Source organism: Steroidobacter cummioxidans (assembly GCF_003104955.1).
This window is the reverse complement of record NZ_LSRW01000096.1, coordinates 54,841-75,471: the sequence shown is the minus strand read 5'-3', so window position 1 is coordinate 75,471 and position 20,631 is coordinate 54,841. Positions and strand designations below refer to the sequence as shown.

The window sequence follows — 20,631 nt, the reverse complement described above, 5'->3', positions numbered from 1 at the left end:
CTTCCTCGTGGCCGGCGCAGGCCGGGGGCCTTGAGCCGTGAACTTGTCAAAATCGTAAGACTCGCGATACCAGACCGGAGTTTCGTGCCGGCCATTACATTGGATTATGCTGGGGCAGGACGCCCGAATGCAGCGGGCACATGGAAGTGCAGGAGCTGCGCGGTGGGAACCGCGGTGAATCCTTCCACAATTCGCCCGATTTGCGTCGGCGATTTGCCCGCCTGCCTGCCCATGCTGCCCGCCAGTGTAAGCACTGAAGCAACCACATGGGAGAGCATGACGATGAGAATCGTGGAATCGGGGTCGGTCACGTTCAAGGCGGCGTTGATCGGCGTGATCGTGTTGTTATTGCTGATCCCGCTGGCGATGTTGAAAAGCGTCGTGTCCGAGCGGGCGGGGCTGCGTGAGCAGGCGTATCAGCGCGTGGCGGAAGGCTGGGGTGGGGCGCTGACCGTGGGCGGACCGATGCTCGTGGTGCCCACCGAACGCACGGTGATAGTCGATAACAAAGAGCGCCTCGTAGACAGCCAGATCTACCTGCTGCCCGCGAAACTCGATGCGGATGCGCAGGTGAAACTGGAGACACAGCCACGCTATGTCGGGATATACGCAGTGCCCGTATACCTGTCGACCCTGCGCTTGAAAGGCGAGTTCGACTTCACGGCGCTGCGGATGCACGTCGAGGAACCGGGCGTCAGATTCCTATGGTCCCAGGCTCGGCTGCGCCTGCCCATTTCCAGCGTGCGCAGTCTGCGCGAGATCAAGCATGCAAATTTCGCCGGTCAGCAAGTGAAGTTGGGCCCGGCAGCGCCAGGGGCCTATCCTGGTATCGAGGCGCGAGTCGACCTGACGCAGCTCCATGCATCCGCCTCTGCCGCATTCGACTTTGGCACCGTCGTCGCGGGCAGTCGGGCGGTCTCCGTGTTGCCACTGGGCAGCGCCACGACCGTGAGCATGAGCTCCGATTGGCCGCATCCCTCGTTTCAGGGCGCATTCCTGCCGTCGGAGCGGACCATCGACGATCAAGGGTTCCAGGCTCGCTGGCAAGTGCTGGAACTGAATCGCGCCTTCGGTCAGATCTGGCAGGAAGGCGAGGTGAGTGACGATGCGCTCCGGCAGTCGGCATTCGGGGTCAGCTTGTTTCAACCGGTGGATATCTACCAACGCGGCGAGCGGGCGGTGAAGTACGCGGTGCTGTTCATCGCGCTGACGTTTCTGACGTTCTTCGCGTGGGAGCAAGTGACCCGCAATCGACTGCATCCATTGCAATATCTGCTCGTGGGTCTCGCCCTCAGCATGTTCTATCTGCTGCTGATCGCGTTGTCCGAGCACATTGCCTTTACGATCGCCTATGTCACTGCGGCCGCCGCGCTCGTGCTACTGATCGGTCTGTATCTGGCCGGCGCACTACGCAGCGCCTGGCGGGGCGTGATTGCAGGCGGCGTGATGAGCCTGGTGTACGGACTGCTGTATATGCTCGTGCTATCGGAGGATTACAGCCTCTTGCTCGGCTCGATCATTCTGTTCGCGGCGCTGGCCGCAGTGATGCTGGCCACGCGCCGCGTCGACTGGTATCGCCTCAGACCGGAGGAGCCGTCTCGAACTGAGGAGTCGTATCGGTGATCTCGAACCAGCAAGCTTTGTCACCCACGTAGATGTGCATCGCCGGCTGGACGCCTGGATCGGTATCCAGCGGACCCGCCGGCACGACCACGGCGCCGCGCTCCTTGGAAACACGGGGCACGGCGCCTCCGCACTTCGTGCACCAGGACACGCCGAAGTACTTCGCCTCGGGCACGCGATAATCGCCGATCGGCGCGTCCTGACGAGTGAAGCGGAAGTTGTCGAGCTTGTAGAACAGATTCGAGGCATGCGCGGCGCTTCGTCCACGACGGCAACGAGAACAGTGACAGTTCGCGCTGCGCAATGGCTTGCCGGTGATTTCATAGGTGATGCTGTTGCACAGACAGCTGCCCAGCACGACACCTTCACGAGCCTCGACCACCGGCCGGGTGATGCCGCCCACACCGAACTCCGGCGGGAACTCCTCATGCTGAGGCAAATCATCCGTGATCGTGTACCACGGCGCTTTGGAGCCGACGAACACGTGAGCTTGCGGCCTGATGCCCGGATCGCCCTCCAGGTTGCCGGCCGGCACCAGCGCCAGATCCATCTCCTGGATCAAAGTCGGCGTGACCGAGCCGCACTGCCTGCACGAATCGCGTCGGCCTTTTTCCGAGGACGCATAACTGACGATCTGGTCCTCGCCGCTCAACCACTTGAAGCCCATCAGCGGCGCCCCGACAAAGGTGGCGAAGGCCGCGCCGTGGTGCTTGCGGCACATGGAGCAATGACAATGCACCATCATGTTGAACGGGCCGCTGATCTGGTAAGTGACCGCCCCGCATAGACAACTTCCATGCAGCTGAGGTGCGGATGGACTCGGTGACATGCTCGATGCTCCCTGGGACATGCGTGGATCGTTACTGATCTTTATATGGGGTCAGCCACGATAGCAAATCGTCCATGACTTGCTCCATCGCTTCTGCGCCAGTCGGCGGCAGCTGAGTGCCAATTGAGATTCGCCGTCGTATTTGCAAAAACCTTTGTGGTAAAAGGGCCGTTGTGACCGACATCGTAACTGCAACCTCAGACCGACGCAGCCTGCGTGAGCAGGTGGAGGACCTGTTGCCCACGTGGCGCAGCTGGTACCCGAGTCTGTTCGATGCAGCGGCCGATTTGGGATTGATCCGGGCGCGCGTCTGCTCGCCGTCGTCGCTGATGCTCTCGAACCGTCACGCGTCGGTACAGAGTGAGGCGATGCAGATGTTCAAGGAGAAATGGTCGGTGGAGGACGAGCCGGACGAGCCGCAGCTGCCGATTCGTTTGCAGCGTCACCCGACGCCGCGCAAGCCGTTCAAGAAAAAGCCGAAGCCCAGCTACTGAATATCGATTTCATGCTCCCTTCGGAGCATGTGAAGTCGGGGGTGGGGATCAACCCGAAAACTTGCTGAAATCCGGCGGACGCCGTTCAGCAAACGCGCGCAAAGCCTCGGCCGTTTCCGGCGACTGCAGGCGCGCACCGAAAATCTCACTTTCCTTGGCAATGACAGCCGCGAGCGCCGCGCCATCGCGCATCAACTGTTTGGTTGCGAGCAGGGCGCCGATGGGCTTCGATGCCAACTTTTTGGCAGCCGCCAATGCCGCGCCTCGTACTTCACTTGCGGGCAAGGCCGCGTTCGCCAAGCCAATAGCAGCCGCCGTGCGGCCATCGATCGGCTCGCCCAAAGCAAACATCGCGTAGGCACGCGCGTAACCGATACGCGCTTGTAACAACACACTCGAGGCGGCTTCCGGCACGAGCGCGAGATTGACGAAGGGCGTCGACAGCTTTGCATCGTCGGCGACGAACACCAGATCACAATGCAGCAGCATCGTGACACCGATTCCCACCGCCAGGCCATTCACCGCCGCGACGATCGGCTTGCGTGCATGCGCAAGCGCATTCAGAAACGTTTGCGTCGTCATGGCAGTGCGATCCAGCTTGCCGGCCGCGACCGCGGCGAAATCGCCGAGGTCGTTGCCTGCGCTGAAAGCATCGCCTTGCGCTTCGAGCAGCACGACCCGAACCGATGCATCGGTCTCGGCTCGGGTCAGTGCCTCAGCGAGCGCCGTGTACATCGCCTGCGTCAGCGCGTTCTTCTTATCCGCTCTTGCGAGCGTGATTCTCAGAACCCCATCGGCGACAACGATGTGCACGTGCTCGGTCATGATCGTTCCTCGATCGTTTAAGCAGCCTTGCTCGAAGCCGCCAGCTGACGCAGCACGTAGTGCAGGATGCCGCCGTGCTGGAAGTACTCGCGCTCCTTCGGCGTGTCGATACGCACACGCACTTCGAACTTGATCGGCGCGCCGGAAGCCGGCGTGGCGACCACGGTCACCATCTTCGCAGCACCGCCGTTCAGGCCGATGATCTCGAAGCTCTCCTTGCCGGTGAGGCCGAGCGACGCTGCGTTCTGACCGTCCTTGAACATCAGCGGCAGCACGCCCATGCCGATCAGGTTGGAGCGGTGAATACGCTCGAAGCTCTCGGAGATGACGGCCTTCACGCCCAGGAGCATCGTGCCCTTGGCCGCCCAGTCACGCGAGGAACCGGTGCCGTATTCCTTGCCCGCCAGAATGACCAGCGGTGTGCCTTCCTGCTTGTAGCGCATGGCGGCGTCGTAAATGCTCATCTGCTCGCCGCTCGGCACGTGCACGGTCACGCCGCCTTCGGTGCCCGGCGCCAGCAGGTTGCGCAGACGAATGTTTGCAAACGTGCCGCGCATCATCACTTCATGGTTGCCACGACGCGCGCCGTAGGAGTTGAAGTCCTTCGGCTGCACGCCCTGCGCCACGAGGTACTTCGCCGCCGGGCTGGTCTTGGAAATGTCACCCGCAGGCGAGATGTGGTCGGTCGTCACGGAGTCGCCGAGGATCGCAAGCGCGCGCGCGCCACGAACATCTGCAACCGCGCCCGGCTTCATCGTCATGCCGACGAAGTACGGCGGATTCTTCACGTAGGTCGACTTCTCGTCCCACGCATAGATCTTGCCGCTCGGCAGACTGATCGCGTTCCAGTTCTCGTCGCCCGCGAACACGCTCGCGTAGCCCTTCTTGAACATCGCCGCGTCCACCGACTTGCCGATGAACTCCTGGATCTCGGCCGGCGTCGGCCAGATGTCCTTCAGGTAGACCGGCTTGCCATCGCTGCCCGTGCCGAGTGCCTCGGTGGTGAGGTCGATGGTCATGGAGCCGGCGAGGGCGTACGCAACCACCAGCGGCGGGGAGGCGAGGAAGTTCATCTTCACTTCCGGATGCACGCGGCCTTCGAAGTTACGATTGCCCGACAGCACCGACGCGGCGATCACGTCGCCCGCCTTGACCGCATCGCTGATTTCCTGGCGCAGCGGACCGGAGTTGCCGATACAGGTCGTGCAGCCGTAGCCGACGGTGTAGAAGCCCAGCGCATCCAGATCGTCGCTCAGGCCAGCCTTGTTCAGATAGTCGGTCACGACGCGCGAGCCGGGAGCCAGCGACGTCTTCACCCAAGGCTTCGAAGTCAGGCCACGCTTGCGAGCATTGCGAGCGAGCAGGCCGGCGGCAATCAGCACGGCCGGGTTCGACGTGTTCGTGCAGCTCGTGATCGCGGCGATCAACACCGCGCCATCGGCCACTTCGAACGACTTGCCGTCCATCGACGTGCCAGCGACACCCTTGGCGCTCGGGTTCTTTGCCGTGCGCTCTTCGGCCATCTTCTTGTGAGTCGTCTGATACACCTGCTTGGCGGTACGCAGCGGCACGCGATCCTGCGGACGCTTCGGGCCGGCGAGCGACGGCTCGACCGTGCCGAGATCCAGCTCGAGGACGTCGGTGTAGTCGGCCTGTGGATCGCCGTTGTTACGCCACATGCCCTGATGCTGGGCATAGGCCTTCACCATCGCGATGTGCTCGGCCGGACGACCGGTGAGCTCCAGGTAGCGCAATGTTTCTTCGTCGATCGGGAAGATGCCGCAGGTGCTGCCGAATTCCGGCGCCATGTTGGCGATCGTGGAACGATCGGCGAGCGGCAGGTTGGCGAGACCGTCGCCGAAGAACTCGACGAACTTATCGACCACGCCCTTCTTACGCAGCATTTCGGTGATGGTGAGCACGAGGTCGGTGGCAGTGGTGCCGGCCGGCAGGTTGCCCGTGAGCTTGAAGCCGATGACGTGCGGAATGAGCATGGTGACCGGCTGGCCGAGCATGGCCGCCTCGGCCTCGATGCCGCCGACGCCCCAACCCAGCACGCCCAGGCCGTTGACCATGGTGGTGTGCGAGTCGGTGCCCACCAGCGTGTCCGGGTAAGCCCAGCGCACGCCTTCCTTCTCGGTGTCGAAGATGACGCGAGCCAGATGCTCGACGTTCACCTGGTGCACGATGCCGGTGTTCGGCGGCACCACTTTGAAATTCTGGAACGCAGTCTGGCCCCAGCGCAGGAACGCATAGCGCTCGGTGTTGCGGCTGAAGTCGATGCGATTGTTCTCGGCCATGGCCTGTGCCGAGCCGTAGGCATCGACTTGCACCGAGTGGTCGATCACCAGTTCGGCGGGCGACAGCGGATTGATTTCATCCGGGTTGCCGCCGAGCTTGATCATCGCTTCGCGCATGGCGGCGAGGTCGACGATGGCGGGCACGCCGGTGAAGTCCTGCATGATCACGCGGCTGGGCGTGAAAGAAATCTCGTAGGACGGGGCAGCTTTCGGCTCCCATTTCAGCAGGGCTTCGATGTCATCGCGCGTCACGTTGACGCCGTCTTCGAAGCGCAGCAAATTTTCCAACAGGATTTTCAGGGAATAGGGCAGGCGAGCGACGTTGCGATCTTTCAGCGCTGCGAGGCTGGCAACTTCAAAATTCTGATTGCCGCAAGCGAGCGTAGTGCGCGCCTTAAACGAGTCTTTCATGCGTCCTCCGCGAGGATAGGGAGTGGCGCGGCTGGCTCGAGCGCTGGCAGCGCCAGGGACGCCACCTCGGACAAGGCGTCCCATATGCTTATTGCCCCGTGGCGTGCAGATGGTCTCCCCTTGCATACCCCCGGGACAAATCGGCGGGATTATAGCGGTCGCCGCGTAACTATGGGGACGATCGGGCGCATTCCCAGAACAAAATCCAGGCGAGTTCCGCCTGACAACGCAATCTTTTACGCGGTCCGGTCGACTACGCCGCCGCCGAGGCAGACGTCGCCATCGTAAAACACCACGTACTGACCTGGAGTGACCGCTCGTTGCGGCTGGTGGAATCGGACGTGAACGCCGCCGTCGGCGAGCACCTCGACGCTGCAAGCCTGGTCGGGCTGGCGATAGCGCACTTTGGCGGTGCAATCGAAGCGTCGTGCAGGCGGCTCGCCGGCCACCCACGCAAGCTGTGAAGCCCAGGCCTCGCCCCTGAGCATCGCTGGATGATCATGACCTTGCACGACAATGAGCACATTGCGAGCGAGGTCCTTGTCGGCCACATACCAGGGCGCTTCGCCGGCATCGTTGCGCCCGCCGATGCCTAGCCCCTGGCGCTGACCGAGCGTGTAGTACATGAGTCCGCGATGCTGACCGACGCGTCGACCTTCGAGTGTTTCGATGTGACCGGGTTGCGCGGGCAGGTAGGTTTCCAGAAATTGCGCGAACGGCCTTTCACCAATGAAACAAATCCCTGTGCTGTCCTTCTTATCGAACACCGGCAGGGTTTGTTCGCGAGCCAGGCGTCGCACCTCGCTCTTTTGCAGATCGCCGATCGGAAACAGCGTGTGCGCGAGTGCATCGCCGGGCATCGCGTGCAGAAAGTAACTTTGATCTTTGTTTGGATCGAGCCCGCGCAGGAGTTTGGCATGTGAGCGCGAGGGATCGCGCTCGACACGCGCGTAATGACCCGTCGCGACCCACTCGGCGCCGAGGCGGCGCGCGTAGTCATAACAAACGCCGAACTTGATCTCACGATTGCACAGCACGTCGGGATTGGGCGTGCGGCCGTGGCGGTACTCGTCGAGGAAATAACTGAAGACGCGCTCGCGATACTCGCCGGCGAAGCTCACCTTGTGCAGCGGGATCTGCAGCTGCTCACAGACGTGGCGCGCATCCTGATAGTCCTCGGCAGCGGTGCAGTATCCGTCTTCGTCCTCGTCCCAGTTGCTCATGAACAAGCCCTGGACTTCGTAGCCTTGTTGCAGCAGCAGCCACGCAGCGACGGACGAGTCGACGCCGCCGGACATGCCGACGATCACGAGCGGAGCGGTCACGACAGTTCAGATCGGAAATTCAGAGCAAACGATTGATGGCCGGATGTTCCAGCGTGCGCGCCCGCACGTCCGGGGACAGCACCCCATCTTTGACGACGTTTTTCGCCACATCAAGGGGATGCCGGGCGCCGTCGAGGTAGTCATCGATACAACGCAGCACCAGTGGGCTGCGCAGGCGGGCGGAGCGGGCGATGATCTGATCGCGGTCGAGCCACAACGCACGCTCGATGCCGCGATCCAGCTGCCGGTCCGAATGGTGATGCGTCACCGCGCCGGAATAGACCACGCGCAGGAAGCTCTTTTGCTTCTCGACCTGTTCCCACAGGTAAACGCCGATCAGCGCCTCCGGCCGGAACGTCCAGGCGGTTTCCTCCAGCGTCTCGCGGATCACGGCTTCGATGAATTGCTCGCCGCGCTCCACATGCCCTGCCGGCTGGTTGAACACCATGCGATTGCCGACCCGCTCCTCGACGAGCAGGAACTGGCCGTCGCGTTCGACGACGGCGGCTACGGTCAGGTCGGGGCGCAGGGTCATGATGCCAGTATAGCCAGCCAAACTGAATCAATTGTGAAGCGAATCAAGGTATTGGCACAATTAATCATTATTCATGATTAAGCAGGTTGGCGTTCCCTGGGCCTGTTTACACCTTCCTGGCAAGCTCCTCTGCATAGCCAACGTAACGGGCCGGCGAGAGTTCCAGCAGCGCCTGCTTGGCAGATTCGGGCAACGCGAGACCGGACACAAACTGTCGCAACGCTGCGGCATCGACCCGCTGGCCGCGCGTCAGCGACTTCAACTGTTCGTAAGCATTCTCGACACCGTAGCGGCGCATCACGGTCTGGATGGGCTCGGCCAGCAGCTCCCAGTTCGAGTCCAGGTCTTCCGCCAGACGGTTCGCGTCCACATCGACGCGCTCCAGGCCACGTTCGATGGAGCGCCAGGCAATCAACGCATGGCTGACCGCGACGCCGACATTTCGCAGCACCGTCGAATCGGTGAGGTCGCGCTGCCAACGCGACACCGGCAGCTTGTCCGAGAGATAACGCAGCATCGAAATCGATAGCGTCAGATTGCCTTCGCCGTTCTCGAAGTCGATGGGATTCACCTTGTGCGGCATGGTCGAGGAGCCCGTCTCGCCGGCCACCACGCGCTGACGGAAATAGCCCAGGGAGATGTAACCCCACATGTCGCGGCACAGCGCCACGAGCACGGTGTTCAGACGCGCCAGGGCATCGAAATATTCCGCCATCCAATCGTGCGGCTCGATTTGTGTGGTGTACGGATTCCACGTCAGGCCCAACGACTCGACAAAGCGCTGACCCAGGCGCGGCCAGTCGACGTTCGGATACGCCACGATGTGCGCATTGAAATTGCCCACCGCACCGTTGATCTTGCCGCTGATGGAGACGGCGGCCAGACGCGTACGCTGTTCGCGCAGACGGTAAGTGAAGTTCGCGATTTCCTTGCCCAGCGTGGTCGGCGTCGCAGGCTGGCCATGGGTGCGCGACATCATCGGGGTCGCCGCATGTAAATGCGCCAGGGTGCGCAGCCGGGTGATGAGCGTATCGAGCCGCGGCAGCAGCACCTGCTCGCGCGCTTCCCTGAGCATCAAGGCGTAACTGAGATTGTTGATATCTTCGGACGTACAGGCGAAGTGCACGAACTCCCGACGCGTGCGCCAGGCCGGCACGGCATCGAGCCGACTCTTGACGAAGTACTCGACCGCCTTTACGTCATGGTTGGTTTCACGCTCCAGCTTCTTGACCTCCGATGCCTCGGCATCGGTCAGCTCGGCAGCCAGCGCATCCAGCACGGTGAGTGCCGCGGTCGGCAGGCCTCGCAGCTCATCGATGCCCGGCTCGGCGGCCAGGGCTTTGAGCCAGAGCGCCTCGACACGGACGCGCTGACGGATCAGCCCGCGCTCGCTAAACAGGGGGCGCAGCTCGGCGGCCTTGTCAGCATAGCGGCCGTCAATGGGTGAAATCGCGTTCAAGGGACTGTTGTTCATCGTAGAATCATACCGCAGATCGGCGGCCAGCCCGCCTTGAGGTACGTGTGGCGAACGACGACTTTCGCATCGAGCGGGACAGCCTTGGCGAGTTGAAAGTCCCCAGCAATGCATTGTGGGGCGCGCAGACCCAACGCGCGGTAGACAACTTTCCGATCAGTGGCCTGCGCATGCCACGTGACTTCATTCGCGCGCTCGGCCTGATCAAGTGGGCCGCGGCGACCGCGAACCTGGAGTTGGGTGGCATCGACGCCAAGCATGCAGCGGCCATCCAGAAGGCCTCGCTGGAAGTGATCGAAGGCAAGCACGACCGGCAGTTCCCGGTCGATGTGTTCCAGACCGGCTCGGGCACCAGCAGCAACATGAATGCCAACGAGGTCATTGCGCATCTGGCCTCGCAGTTCGCCGGCATCGCCATACATCCGAACGATCACGTCAACATGAGCCAGAGCTCGAACGATGTGATTCCCACCGCCATCCACGTGAGCGCATTGCTCGCGGTCGAGCAGCACCTGCTGCCGGCGCTTGCGTATCTCAGCGCGGTCATCAGTCGACGCATCGGTCAGATCGGTGACATCGTCAAGACCGGGCGCACGCATTTAATGGATGCGATGCCAGTGACGCTGGGCCAGGAGATGAGCGGCTGGCGCACGCAGGTCGAACATGGCTGCGCGCGAGTGATGGAGTCGCGCGCGCGCCTGCAAATGATCGCACTCGGTGGCACGGCGGTCGGCACGGGTATCAATGCGCATCCACGCTTCGCACTACGAGCCTCGCGGTATCTGTCGGTCAAGAGCGGGTTGGAGCTCAAGCCGAGCACGAATTACTTCGAGGCGCTGTCCTCGCAGGATGCCGCCGTGGAGTTATCGGGGCAGCTGCGCACGCTCGCGGTATCGATGATGAAAATCGCCAACGACCTGCGCTGGATGAACAGCGGGCCGCTCGCCGGGCTCGGCGAGATTGCATTGCCGGCGCTGCAGCCAGGCAGCAGCATCATGCCCGGCAAAGTAAATCCCGTGATCCCCGAAGCCGTGACCATGGTCGCAGCCCAGGTGATGGGCAACGATGCGACCATCGCCATCGCCGGGCAGTCCGGCAATTTCCAGCTCAACGTGATGCTGCCGGTGATCGCCTATAACCTGCTACAGAGCATCGATCTGCTGGCGAATGCCGCGCGCTCGCTCGCCGACTCGGCGCTTGCGGGTTTTACGGTCAACGAGCAGCGCATCGGCGAAGCGTTGAATCGCAATCCGATTCTCGTGACCGCGCTCAATCCCGTCATCGGTTACGAGGCGGGCGCGAAGATCGCCAAAGAGGCGTATGCCACAGGTCGGCCCATCAAGGACGTCGCGGCCGAACACACGCAGTTGTCCGATGAAGAGCTGTCGAAGTATCTGGATCCGCGCGAGCTGACCAAAGCCGGCGGCAAAGTCGCAGGCGGCGGGGGCTAATTTGAACGATCGAATTGCCCTGCGGCGGCTCATCGAGGAGCGGCTGAAGGACTCCCGTGCGGCATCGGATCCCTCGACCGCCGTGCCTGCGGGATTTTCCGCCAAAGACATCGAATCGATTCGCGCGTACTTTCCCGCAGCGCCGATCGCAGCGGCAGTGCTCGTGCCCATCGTCGATCATGAAACCGGGCTCACGGTGCTGCTCACCCAGCGCGCCTCGACATTGAAGAATCACGCCGGGCAGATCAGCTTTCCCGGCGGTCGCATCGAGCCGACCGATCTGAATCCGCTGGAAGCCGCGTTGCGCGAGACCGAGGAAGAAATCGGCGTGACCCGCGAGTACATCACGTTCGCCGGTTATCTCGAGCCCCAGCTGGTGTTGTCGGGCTATTGGGTGACGCCGGTCGTGGCGTTCGTGCAGCCCGGCTTCGAGCTGCGCCTGGATCATCATGAAGTGGAAACCGCGTTCGAGGTGCCGCTGCGTCACATCCTCGATCCGATCAATCATCGCTCGCGCACCCGCGAGCTGGGCGCCGTCACCGTGCAGGTGTACGACATTCCTTATGAGAATCACAACATCTGGGGCGCGACGGCCGGGATGTTGACGTCTCTATATAAGCTGTTGCGAACCGAGTAACTCCTATGTCCGGCATTCAACGTCTGCTCGACATCATGGCCCGCCTGCGCGATCCCCAAGGCGGTTGCCCGTGGGATCTGCAACAAAACTTCAAGACCATCGCACCGTACACGGTCGAAGAGGCGTACGAGGTCGCCGATGCGATCGAGCGTGACGATCTGCCGTCGCTGCGTGACGAGCTGGGCGATCTGCTGTTTCAAGTCGTGTTTCATTCCCAGATGGCGCGCGAACAGGGCGCCTTCGATTTCGACGCGGTGGCCAATGCCATTTGCGACAAGATGGAACGTCGGCATCCGCATGTGTTTGGCAGTGCATCGATCGCCGATGCCGAAGCGCAGACCGTCGCTTGGGAAGAACAGAAACGTCGCGAGCGCGCGCAGAAGCGGCGGCCAGAGGAGCAGGCGAGCGTGCTCGACGATGTGCCCGTCGCATTGCCGGCGCTGACTCGCGCCAACAAGCTCGGCAAGCGTGCCGCCCAGGTGGGCTTCGAATGGTCCGATGTGCACGGCGCGATCGAAAAGCTCGATGAGGAGATCGCGGAATTCAAGGCCGAAGTGCGCTCGCATGTCTGTCTGCAGGCCGACACGATGGCCACCACGACGGAAGGCCAGCGCCAGCATGAACGGCTGGCGGCCGAGATCGGCGATGTGCTCTTTTGCGTGGTGAACGTGTGCCGGTATCTGAAGATCGACCCGGAACAGGCGCTCAAGCGCACCAACGCAAGCTTCGAGCGCCGCTTTCGTTACGTCGAGAGCGGCCTGGCGAAGCAGGGCAAGACCCCGCAGCAGGCGAGCCTGGCCGAGATGGACCAGCTCTGGGACGAGGCTAAGCGCGGATGACTCTTCGAGGCGAGTTGCACTCGGTACATCCCTATACCTCGCCCTTCGGGCAGCCTGAAGGCTGCGCAAAACGGCTGTCCTGCCGTTTTGTAACGTCGCCTCGAACCGCGCTTAGGCCGGTACACGGACGTAACGGCTGGCCGAGGATCCATGGACGGCTGCTTGAGATGACCCGTTGCGCCGGTAATACAGTTGGTAACAAGTCGCCTGACGGGGTTCAGGGTTCATTCATGGCCTCAGCCCTAATTTGACTCCCACGCTCGGCGCATACCGGGCTTCTGGAGAGATCTAACGATGAGTGCCGCTCGCGTTTCGATGGCTGTGACGGGTGTCCTGCTGGCCGGCGTGGCCCTGGCCGGACCGCCTCGCTACGAGCGCAGTGCTTCGAGCGAATACGACTACGCCCCGGTCACCCGCGTCCAGCCCATCGTCCGGCAGGTCAGCGTCGAGACGCCCAACCGTGAGTGCTACGACGACGTGCGTTACGTCGAAGACCGCCCCCACATCTCCGATCCCAGCGTAGGGGTCCGCACCCTGGTGGGTGGCATCATCGGCGGCGTCATCGGTCACCAGTTCGGCAGCGGCCGGGGTCGGGATGCAGCCACCGTCGCCGGTGCCACGGTCGGCGCCGCGGTGGGTTATGACGCCGCCGCCCGCCGTTCAGCTTCGGTGCGGGAAGAAATAGTTCAGCGTTGCGAAGTCCGATATGAGAAACGGTACGAAGAGCGTATTGACGGGTACCGGGTGACTTACGAGTACAACGGTCGTGAATACACGACCCGCATGCCGTATGACCCCGGTAATCGCATTCGGGTCAGGGTGGCTGTCGCCGTGGCCGAATGAGGTGGAGACCGGTCAAACGTTTTCCATCTTCAACGGGAGTTTTCTCAAAGGTTGTGCGGCGGGGCGTGAAGTAACGTCCCGCCGTGCGTACACTTAGCCCCCATGCGCACTTTCTGGCACTTGATGTTGGTTCTGCTATCGCTGCTGGCAGCGGTACCTAGCGCCAATGCCCAGGAGCTGATCGATCGCCGGCAGCGTCGTGAATACCGCATCGAGCCTTCGGGCATCTCGCTCGATCAGGCGGTGGAAATGGCGCAACGGCGTTTTCGAGCCAAGGCGGTCAGAGCCGAGACCGTTCGCAATGGCGACAAGGTGGAACATCGTATCCGCCTGCTCAGCGCCGACGGCAAGGTCCGGAACGTGAGTGTGGACGCAGAATCGGGAGCAATGAACTGATCCATGCGCGTCCTAATTGTTGAAGACGAACAGACCCTGCGTGAATCCATCGTCGAACAGCTGCAACAGCACGGCTTCACGGTCGATGCTGCTGCAGATGGCGAGGAAGGACTTTACTGCGGGCGGGAATATGCCCTGGACCTGGCCGTAGTCGACCTGGGCCTGCCGAAGTTGCCCGGGCTGGAGCTGATCAAGACGCTCCGCGCCGAGGGCAAGAGCTTTCCCATCCTGATCCTGACGGCGCGCGATCGCTGGCAGGACAAGGTGGAAGGGCTGCAGGCCGGCGCCGATGACTACGTCGCCAAACCCTTCCATTTCGAGGAACTGCTGGCGCGCGTGCAGGCGCTGCTGCGTCGCTCGGGCGGTTGGGCACAACCGGTGCTGCGTTGTGGTCCGGTGTCGCTGGATCCGCGGACTCAGGAAGTCACGGTCAACGGCCGCAAGGTCGATCTGACCAGCTTCGAGTACCGCATCCTCGATCACCTGATCCATCGGGCCGGCGAGGTGATCTCCAAGAGCGAGCTGACCGAGCGGCTGTATGCCCAGGACTTCGACCGCGACAGCAACACCATCGAGGTGTTCATCGGTCGACTGCGCCGCAAGCTCGATCCGGACGAGACCATCAAGCCGATCGAGACGCTGCGTGGCCGGGGTTACCGTTTCGCCCTTCAGCGCGATACTGCCGCCGCCTAAAGAGAACTGATCGCGAGGACGATGCAGCCGCGTTCGCTCAGCACACGACTGCTCGTCTCGGTCAGCATCCTGCTGATCCTGTTCTTTGGCGTCACCATTCTGGCCCTGGACCTGGTATTTCAGGACCTGAGCCGGCGCGCCATCCAGGATCGGCTGGAAGTGCAGGTAGTGCTGTTGCTGTCGGCGTCCGAAGAGGACTCGAGCGGCGGCGTGCGTCCCGATCAGATCGCCGAGCCCCGGTTCGACAACCCGGGCTCGGGACTGTACGGCGAGATTGTGCGCAGTGACGGCCAGCCCAGTTGGCGCTCCAAATCGCTGACCGGCACCGGCATCGAATTTCCTCACGTCGAGGTGGGCGAGCGTCGCTTCGGCGAGCTGCGACGAGCCGATGGCACCCAAGTGCTGTCGCTCAGCATGGGTATCGAGTGGCAGTTCCGTAATCGGTCCACGCGCTCGTTCGTCTTCAGTGTCGCCGAAAGTCTCGAACCGTATCACGCGCAGTTGAGCCAGCTGCGGGGCCGGATGTTTGGCTGGTTCGCCGCGTTGGTGGTGATATTGCTCGGCGCGCTTGCGGTTCTGTTGCGAAGATTGCTTGCGCCACTGCGACGCGTGGAGCGCGAAATCGAAGCGATCGAAGCGGGCCATCTCACCGAGCTCGGCGGCGGTTATCCACGCGAGCTGCTCGGCATCACGACCAATTTGAATGCGCTCCTGCGCAGCGAGCGCGAGCGCCTTGCGCGCTATCGAAACACGCTCGGCAACCTTGCGCACAGTTTCAAAACACCGCTCGCGGTCATGCGCAATCTGCTCAGCACTCAAGGCGGTCGTGAGATGACGGTCGTTCGTCAGCTCGATGAGCAGGTCGGGCGCATGGACGACATCGTCAAATATCAGCTGCGTCGCGCCGCTGCGGCCGGTGGCACGGGCCTGGGCGCGGCGCCGACCGACGTTCGCGATGCATTGGTCGCGTTGCGTGGCGCGTTGTTGAAGGTCTACATGGATCGTGGCCTCACTTGCGAACTGGCCGTCGCCGAAGGCTGCACCTTCACCGGCGACCGCGAAGACCTCACCGAGATCGCGGGCAATCTGCTCGATAACGCCTTCAAGTGGGCACGGACCACCGTGCGTATCACCGCCGATCGGGTCGTGAGTCCCGCCGCCCGGCGCGATGGCTTGCGCATCGTGATCGAGGACGACGGTCCCGGCATTCCGCTGGACTCGCGAGCCAGAGTGCTGGAGCGGGGCGCGCGGCTGGATGAGCGCGTAGCCGGGCAGGGCATTGGATTGTCGGTGGTGCGTGAGCTGGTCGAGCTCAACGGCGGCGTCATCGATATCGACGTCTCGGCGCTCGGCGGCGCACGTATCGAGGTAAAAATAGCGCCCGTGTGAGCTGTTGAAGGTATCGGGCCACTTGAAACCTGCCGGGGCAATCGCATACAAGTCGGCTGCGCGATGAGTACCCCGAATTCCTCTTATACCGCGGCGCTGCTGGCGCTGCGCGATCAGCTGCCCCACACGCGATTCGCCGACCGGCCACGCCTGTCGCGGGAGCTGGATCGCCTGTTCGCGCGCCGTACTCCGCCTGCGGAGCCCGACGGCGCCGTTCTTCAATTGCGCCAGTCGATCGAGGCGTCGGTAGCCACCATCGCGCGTCTGAAAGCCTTGCCTCTGCGCGTCGAGTACGACGCCGGCCTGCCGATCACCGCGCATCGCGAAGAGATTGCAAAGGCATTACAAACAAACCAGGTCGTCGTGGTCTGCGGTGCCACCGGCTCCGGTAAGACGACACAGCTGCCCAAGATCTGCATGGAAGCGGGGCTTGGCACCTTCGGCCTGATCGGTCATACCCAGCCTCGACGTATCGCCGCTCGCGCCATCGCGAATCGCCTCGCCGAGGAGCTGCAAACCACCGTCGGCGGTGCAGTGGGTTATCAGGTGCGCTTCAACGATCGCACCGGGCCGGATTGCCGTATCAAGCTCATGACCGACGGCATTCTGCTGCGTGAGCTCGAGAACGATCGGTTACTGCGCCGCTATGACACGCTGATCATCGACGAAGCGCACGAGCGCAGCCTCAACATCGATTTCCTGCTCGGCGTGCTCAAGCGCCTGCTGCCGAAGCGACCGGACCTGCGCGTCGTTATCACGTCGGCAACCATCGATCCGCAGCGCTTCGCCGAGTTCTTCGGTGGTGCGCCCATCATCGAAGTCTCCGGCCGCAGTTATCCCGTCGAAGTGCGCTATCGGCCGCTGACCGGGACCGACGAAGATGACTACGAACTGTCCCTGGACGAAGGCATCGTCGCGGCGGTCCAGGAATTGGATCGCGTGGACCGGGGCGATGTGCTCGTGTTCCTGCCGGGCGAAAAACAAATCCGCGACGCCGCCGATGCGCTGTCCAAAGCGCGCCTGCACGGGACCGAAGTGCTGCCGCTGTACGCGCGGCTGTCGACGCGCGATCAGGAAAAGATCTTCGAAAAGCACGGTTCACGCCGGGTCGTGCTCGCAACCAACGTCGCCGAGACCTCGCTGACGGTGCCGGGTATTCGGCACGTCGTCGACTCGGGCCTTGCGCGCATCAGCCGCTACAGCGTGCGCGGCAAGGTGCAGCGTTTGCCGATCGAGCCGATCTCGCAAGCCAGCGCCGATCAACGCAAGGGCCGCTCGGGTCGTGAGGCGCCGGGTATCTGCATTCGCCTGTACGCGGAAGACGATTTCAATCTGCGTCCGGCGTTCACGCCGCCCGAAGTGCTGCGCACGAACCTGGCGAGCGTCATCCTGCAAATGGCCGCCTTGGAATTGGGCGAGCCGGAGGCCTTTCCGTTCGTCGATCCGCCCGACACGCGCTTGATCAACGATGGTTATCGACTGCTGCAGGAGTTGAAGGCTGTCGATGACGATCGTCGTGTGACGAGCCTGGGGCGCCAGCTCTCGTCGCTGCCCGTGGATCCGCGGCTCGGTCGTATGCTGTTAGCGGCAAGTCATCACAGCTGCCTTGCAGAGATGCTCGTCATCGCGTCGTTCCTCTCTGCCCAGGATCCGCGCGAGCGGCCGTCGGATGCCCAGACTCAAGCGGATCAAAAACACGCGGTGTTCGCCGACCCGCGCTCGGATTTCGTTGCCGTCTTGAATCTGTGGAACGCGTATCAAACCCAGGTTGCGGAGTTATCCGGCAGCCAGCTGCGCAAATGGTGTCGCGAGAACTTCATTGCGTTCATGCGCGCTCGCGAGTGGCAGGAATTGCATCGGCAGCTGAGCGAGACGGTCAAGGAGCTGGAGCTGAAGGCCAACAGCGCGCCAGCGGATTACGCAAATCTGCATCAAGCCATCCTCACGGGCTTTTTGGGCAACATCGGTGCGCTCGATGAGAAGCGCGAATACGATGGCGCCCGCGGCACGCGATTCGTCGTCGCACCGGGCACGCCGCTTGCGAGCAAGCCGCCGAAATGGGTGGTCGCCGCGAACTTGATGGAAACGACGCGCCTGTACGCGCGCACGGTCGCTGCCGTTGAGCCGCAGTGGATCGAGTCTGCCGGTGCGCATTTGATCAAGCGCAGCTATAGCGAGCCGCACTGGGTTGAGGATCGCGGCTTCGTCGCGGCCTTCGAGTCCGTCGCGTTGTACGGCCTCACGCTGTCCTCACGTCGACGAATCAATCTGGGCAACGTGTCACCGCGCGAAGCACAAGAGATTTTCGTGCGAGAAGCCTTGGTCGAAGGGCACTCGCGCATCAAAGCGGACTTCCTCAAACACAATCGCCGCTTGCGCCAGCAGATCGAAGTCATGGAAGCGAAGGTCCGCCGTCGCGACATCCTCGCCGATGAGCAGGCGCTTTGTGACTTTTATCTGGCGCGATTGCCTGCGACGGTGAATTCGGTGTCGGCGCTGGAGAAGTGGCTGAGGACGCCAGGTCATGCACAGCAACTGCAGATGACCACGGCGGACATTACCCGTCGCGACGCGTCCGAAATCACGCCGCAGGAATTTCCGCCCGTCATGGCGATCACGGGTAACGAGCTACCGCTGGAATATCGCTTCGAGCCGGGCTCGGCGAGCGACGGCGTGACGGTCGTGTTGCCGAAACCGCTGTTGAGCAACGCGGTCGTTGGCGATTTCTCACGGCCCATTCCCGGTTGGCGCATCGAGACGATCACCCAGCTGCTGCGCAGTCTGCCAAAGCAGATCCGAAAAGCCTTCGTTCCCGTCCCCGAGCATGCAGCACGCGCTGCGGCGGAAATCGACGAGTCAAAGGAATTCAACACCGCCGTGGCGGAGTGGGTCACTCGCGTGGGCGGCACGACGGTGACGACCGAGGAAGTGGCTGCACTTCCCTTGCCAGACCATCTGCGCGTGAACTTCCGCGTCGCCGATCTGGATGGCAAGACCCTCGCCGAGGGCCGCGATCTCGCCGCACTCAAACGCGCAGTTCGAGAAACCGAAGCCAAATCCGGCGAGCAGAAGGCGGCGCCTTCCGGCGGCGTGCGTCGTCGTTGGGACTTCGGTGATCTTGCGGTCGAAGAATCCGTGCAACGACGCGGACTGCGCTTCTCGGTCTATCCAACCCTGCGTGATCGCGGTGACGGTGTCGAAGTCGCCGAGGCGGCCACATTGGTGGACGCCGAAGGCATGTTGCGTTTAGGCGTCCTGCGGCTCGCCATTCTCGCGCTGCCCGAGCAGTTCAAATACGCCCGCAAACGCTGTTCGGAGCGCAGCGAGCTGATGCTGCTCGCGCAGGGATTGAATAACTCGCGCCCCATCGCCGAAGCGCTGGCGGAGAAGTGCTTCGTCGAATGTTTCTTGAGCGAGGAGAGCACCTTGCCACGTTCGGCCGCGCAGTTCGATACGTTATTGGATAAGCATCGTGCCCGGTTTGGTGAAGTAACCGATCGGGTCATCGAACACACGGCATCGGCGCTGCGTGAGTTGAGAAATGCGCGCATGAAGCTTGCAGCGCTCGAAGGCCCCACGTTCCAGACGCTGCGGACCGATGTGCAAGCGCAGTTGCAAATGCTCGTACCGGGCGATTTCCCTGCGAGCGTGCCGACTGCGCTGTGGCCGCATTTGCCGCGCTATTTCAAAGCGCTGACGCGCCGACTCGATAAAGCGCCAGGCAATCAGAAACGCGATGCAGAGTTGATGAAACAGATCTCCCCGGCGACGCAGGCCTATCAACGTCTGCGATCACAAGCGCCGCAGGGAGAAACCCATCCTGAGCTCGATCGTCTGCAATGGATGATCGAAGAGTTCCGCGTCTCACTGTTTGCCCAAGACCTCAAAGCGGTCTTGCCCGTGTCCGACAAGCGCATCGCGGATCAGATTGAGAAGGCGAGGGTCGAGGTTCAGCGCGCCGCGTGAGTGGCCCGCTGCCGCGATAGCGAAAACAGCGTCAGGGCAAAGGGAACCAGTAGCGGCCGTTGCTCCCTGCCGCAACGGCGTGGCCGCAGAGGCAGGATTGCAGTAAGGTCGACGCATCGGACGGGGGACTTATGAAGGCCCATCTGTGGACCACACTGCTGATCCTGGCCGCCGTGGGCAGCGGCCTCAACGGCGGCTTGTTCTTCATCTTCTCCAACACCGTGATGCGTGCCTTCGATCGCCTGCCCGCCGCAGGCGCCATCGCCGCCATGAACAGCATCAACCGCGTGATCCTGAATTCGCTGTTCTTTCTCGCCTTCTTCGGCACGGCACTGCTGTGTGTCGTGCTGCTCGTGGGCCTGCTCAATTCCCCGCTGGTGGTGGCCGGTGCCTTGCTTTATCTGGTCGGCTCGATTGGCGTCACGATGGCGTGCAACGTGCCGCTGAACGAGAAGCTGGAGGCCGTCTCACCGTCCGCCAACGACCTGGAAACGCAATGGCATGCCTATCGCGGCCCGTGGACGCGCTGGAACCATGTGCGAACTATCGCGTGTCTGCTCGCAACGGTGGCGTTCGTGATCGAGATTTCGCGCTAAGACTG

At 62.6% G+C, this 20,631-nt stretch carries 17 protein-coding genes; 11 read left to right on the top strand and 6 right to left on the bottom strand.

Going from position 1 to position 20,631, the window contains the following annotated elements; all coding sequences use genetic code 11:
• Positions 1–276 precede the first annotated feature (276 nt).
• Positions 277–1,623 (top strand): cell envelope integrity protein CreD, encoded by a 1,347-nt coding sequence (creD, locus tag D0550_RS31675; RefSeq protein ID WP_161966183.1) that lies wholly within the window; start codon positions 277–279, stop codon positions 1,621–1,623.
• Here the strand turns inward: creD and D0550_RS35100 are convergent.
• Entirely contained in the window at positions 1,580–2,452 is an 873-nt protein-coding gene (locus D0550_RS35100; RefSeq protein ID WP_161966182.1) for a GFA family protein, read from the bottom strand. The genes creD and D0550_RS35100 overlap by 44 nt on opposite strands.
• A 173-nt stretch (positions 2,453–2,625) precedes the next feature.
• On the opposite strand from D0550_RS35100, the gene D0550_RS31665 reads away from it, so the two are divergent.
• Positions 2,626–2,946, top strand: coding sequence for a hypothetical protein (locus tag D0550_RS31665; protein WP_116813186.1), 321 nt, complete (start codon positions 2,626–2,628; stop codon positions 2,944–2,946).
• Positions 2,947–2,994: 48 nt separating this feature from the next.
• Here D0550_RS31665 and D0550_RS31660 read toward each other — a convergent pair whose 3' ends face one another.
• From D0550_RS31660 to purB, 5 genes are all read right to left on the bottom strand, one after another.
• Positions 2,995–3,771 carry an enoyl-CoA hydratase-related protein gene (locus D0550_RS31660; RefSeq protein WP_116813185.1) on the bottom strand — a complete coding sequence of 259 codons (777 nt, stop codon included), beginning with the start codon at positions 3,769–3,771 and terminating at the stop codon, positions 2,995–2,997.
• A 17-nt stretch (positions 3,772–3,788) separates the two neighbouring features.
• Positions 3,789–6,482, bottom strand: coding sequence for an aconitate hydratase AcnA (gene acnA / locus D0550_RS31655; RefSeq protein ID WP_116813184.1), 2,694 nt, complete (start codon positions 6,480–6,482; stop codon positions 3,789–3,791).
• Between the two features lie 236 nt (positions 6,483–6,718).
• Positions 6,719–7,780, bottom strand: a complete 1,062-nt coding sequence (gene mnmA, locus D0550_RS31650) for a tRNA 2-thiouridine(34) synthase MnmA (RefSeq protein ID WP_174842526.1) — start codon at positions 7,778–7,780, stop codon at positions 6,719–6,721.
• A 46-nt stretch (positions 7,781–7,826) separates the two neighbouring features.
• Entirely contained in the window at positions 7,827–8,342 is a 516-nt protein-coding gene (locus D0550_RS31645) for an NUDIX hydrolase (RefSeq protein WP_116813182.1), read from the bottom strand.
• Positions 8,343–8,448: 106 nt separating this feature from the next.
• A complete protein-coding gene (gene purB / locus D0550_RS31640; RefSeq protein ID WP_116813181.1) occupies positions 8,449–9,816 on the bottom strand; it encodes an adenylosuccinate lyase in 1,368 nt (455 codons plus the stop codon).
• A gap of 47 nt (positions 9,817–9,863) precedes the next feature.
• Here purB and D0550_RS31635 point away from each other — a divergent pair, with 47 nt between their 5' ends.
• The 9 genes from D0550_RS31635 (at position 9,864) to D0550_RS31595 (ending at position 20,626) form a co-directional block, all read left to right on the top strand.
• Complete coding sequence (locus tag D0550_RS31635) at positions 9,864–11,267, top strand: class II fumarate hydratase (protein ID WP_116813180.1); 1,404 nt, start codon at positions 9,864–9,866, stop codon at positions 11,265–11,267.
• Position 11,268: 1 nt separating this feature from the next.
• Positions 11,269–11,904, top strand: a complete 636-nt coding sequence (locus D0550_RS31630; RefSeq protein ID WP_116813179.1) for an NUDIX hydrolase — start codon at positions 11,269–11,271, stop codon at positions 11,902–11,904.
• A 5-nt stretch (positions 11,905–11,909) separates the two neighbouring features.
• Positions 11,910–12,743, top strand: a complete 834-nt coding sequence (gene mazG, locus D0550_RS31625) for a nucleoside triphosphate pyrophosphohydrolase (protein ID WP_116813178.1) — start codon at positions 11,910–11,912, stop codon at positions 12,741–12,743.
• Positions 12,744–13,037: 294 nt separating this feature from the next.
• Positions 13,038–13,586 carry a glycine zipper 2TM domain-containing protein gene (locus D0550_RS31620; RefSeq protein ID WP_116813177.1) on the top strand — a complete coding sequence of 183 codons (549 nt, stop codon included), beginning with the start codon at positions 13,038–13,040 and terminating at the stop codon, positions 13,584–13,586.
• A 102-nt stretch (positions 13,587–13,688) separates the two neighbouring features.
• Positions 13,689–13,982 carry a PepSY domain-containing protein gene (locus D0550_RS31615; RefSeq protein ID WP_116813176.1) on the top strand — a complete coding sequence of 98 codons (294 nt, stop codon included), beginning with the start codon at positions 13,689–13,691 and terminating at the stop codon, positions 13,980–13,982.
• 3 nt (positions 13,983–13,985) lie between these two features.
• Entirely contained in the window at positions 13,986–14,675 is a 690-nt protein-coding gene (locus tag D0550_RS31610) for a response regulator transcription factor (protein WP_116813175.1), read from the top strand.
• 21 nt (positions 14,676–14,696) lie between these two features.
• Positions 14,697–16,064, top strand: coding sequence for an ATP-binding protein (locus D0550_RS31605; RefSeq protein ID WP_116813174.1), 1,368 nt, complete (start codon positions 14,697–14,699; stop codon positions 16,062–16,064).
• Between the two features lie 63 nt (positions 16,065–16,127).
• Positions 16,128–20,030, top strand: coding sequence for an ATP-dependent RNA helicase HrpA (gene hrpA / locus D0550_RS31600; protein WP_116813173.1), 3,903 nt, complete (start codon positions 16,128–16,130; stop codon positions 20,028–20,030).
• A gap of 131 nt (positions 20,031–20,161) precedes the next feature.
• Complete coding sequence (locus tag D0550_RS31595) at positions 20,162–20,626, top strand: anthrone oxygenase family protein (protein WP_116813172.1); 465 nt, start codon at positions 20,162–20,164, stop codon at positions 20,624–20,626.
• Positions 20,627–20,631 lie beyond the last annotated feature (5 nt).

Bases quoted from the DNA above. Each gene is read 5' to 3' on its own strand.
- hrpA (WP_116813173.1), top strand. From the start codon at position 16,128: ATGAGTACCCCGAATTCCTCTTATACCGCGGCGCTGCTGGCGCTGCGC.
- D0550_RS31645 (WP_116813182.1), bottom strand. From the start codon at position 8,342: ATGACCCTGCGCCCCGACCTGACCGTAGCCGCCGTCGTCGAACGCGAC.
- purB (WP_116813181.1), bottom strand. From the start codon at position 9,816: ATGAACAACAGTCCCTTGAACGCGATTTCACCCATTGACGGCCGCTAT.
- mazG (WP_116813178.1), top strand. From the start codon at position 11,910: ATGTCCGGCATTCAACGTCTGCTCGACATCATGGCCCGCCTGCGCGAT.
- D0550_RS31605 (WP_116813174.1), top strand. From the start codon at position 14,697: ATGCAGCCGCGTTCGCTCAGCACACGACTGCTCGTCTCGGTCAGCATC.
- acnA (WP_116813184.1), bottom strand. From the start codon at position 6,482: ATGAAAGACTCGTTTAAGGCGCGCACTACGCTCGCTTGCGGCAATCAG.
- mnmA (WP_174842526.1), bottom strand. From the start codon at position 7,780: ATGTCCGGCGGCGTCGACTCGTCCGTCGCTGCGTGGCTGCTGCTGCAA.
- D0550_RS31620 (WP_116813177.1), top strand. From the start codon at position 13,038: ATGAGTGCCGCTCGCGTTTCGATGGCTGTGACGGGTGTCCTGCTGGCC.
- D0550_RS31660 (WP_116813185.1), bottom strand. From the start codon at position 3,771: ATGACCGAGCACGTGCACATCGTTGTCGCCGATGGGGTTCTGAGAATC.
- D0550_RS31610 (WP_116813175.1), top strand. From the start codon at position 13,986: ATGCGCGTCCTAATTGTTGAAGACGAACAGACCCTGCGTGAATCCATC.
- D0550_RS31595 (WP_116813172.1), top strand. From the start codon at position 20,162: ATGAAGGCCCATCTGTGGACCACACTGCTGATCCTGGCCGCCGTGGGC.
- D0550_RS31615 (WP_116813176.1), top strand. From the start codon at position 13,689: ATGCGCACTTTCTGGCACTTGATGTTGGTTCTGCTATCGCTGCTGGCA.
- creD (WP_161966183.1), top strand. From the start codon at position 277: ATGACGATGAGAATCGTGGAATCGGGGTCGGTCACGTTCAAGGCGGCG.
- D0550_RS35100 (WP_161966182.1), bottom strand. From the start codon at position 2,452: ATGTCACCGAGTCCATCCGCACCTCAGCTGCATGGAAGTTGTCTATGC.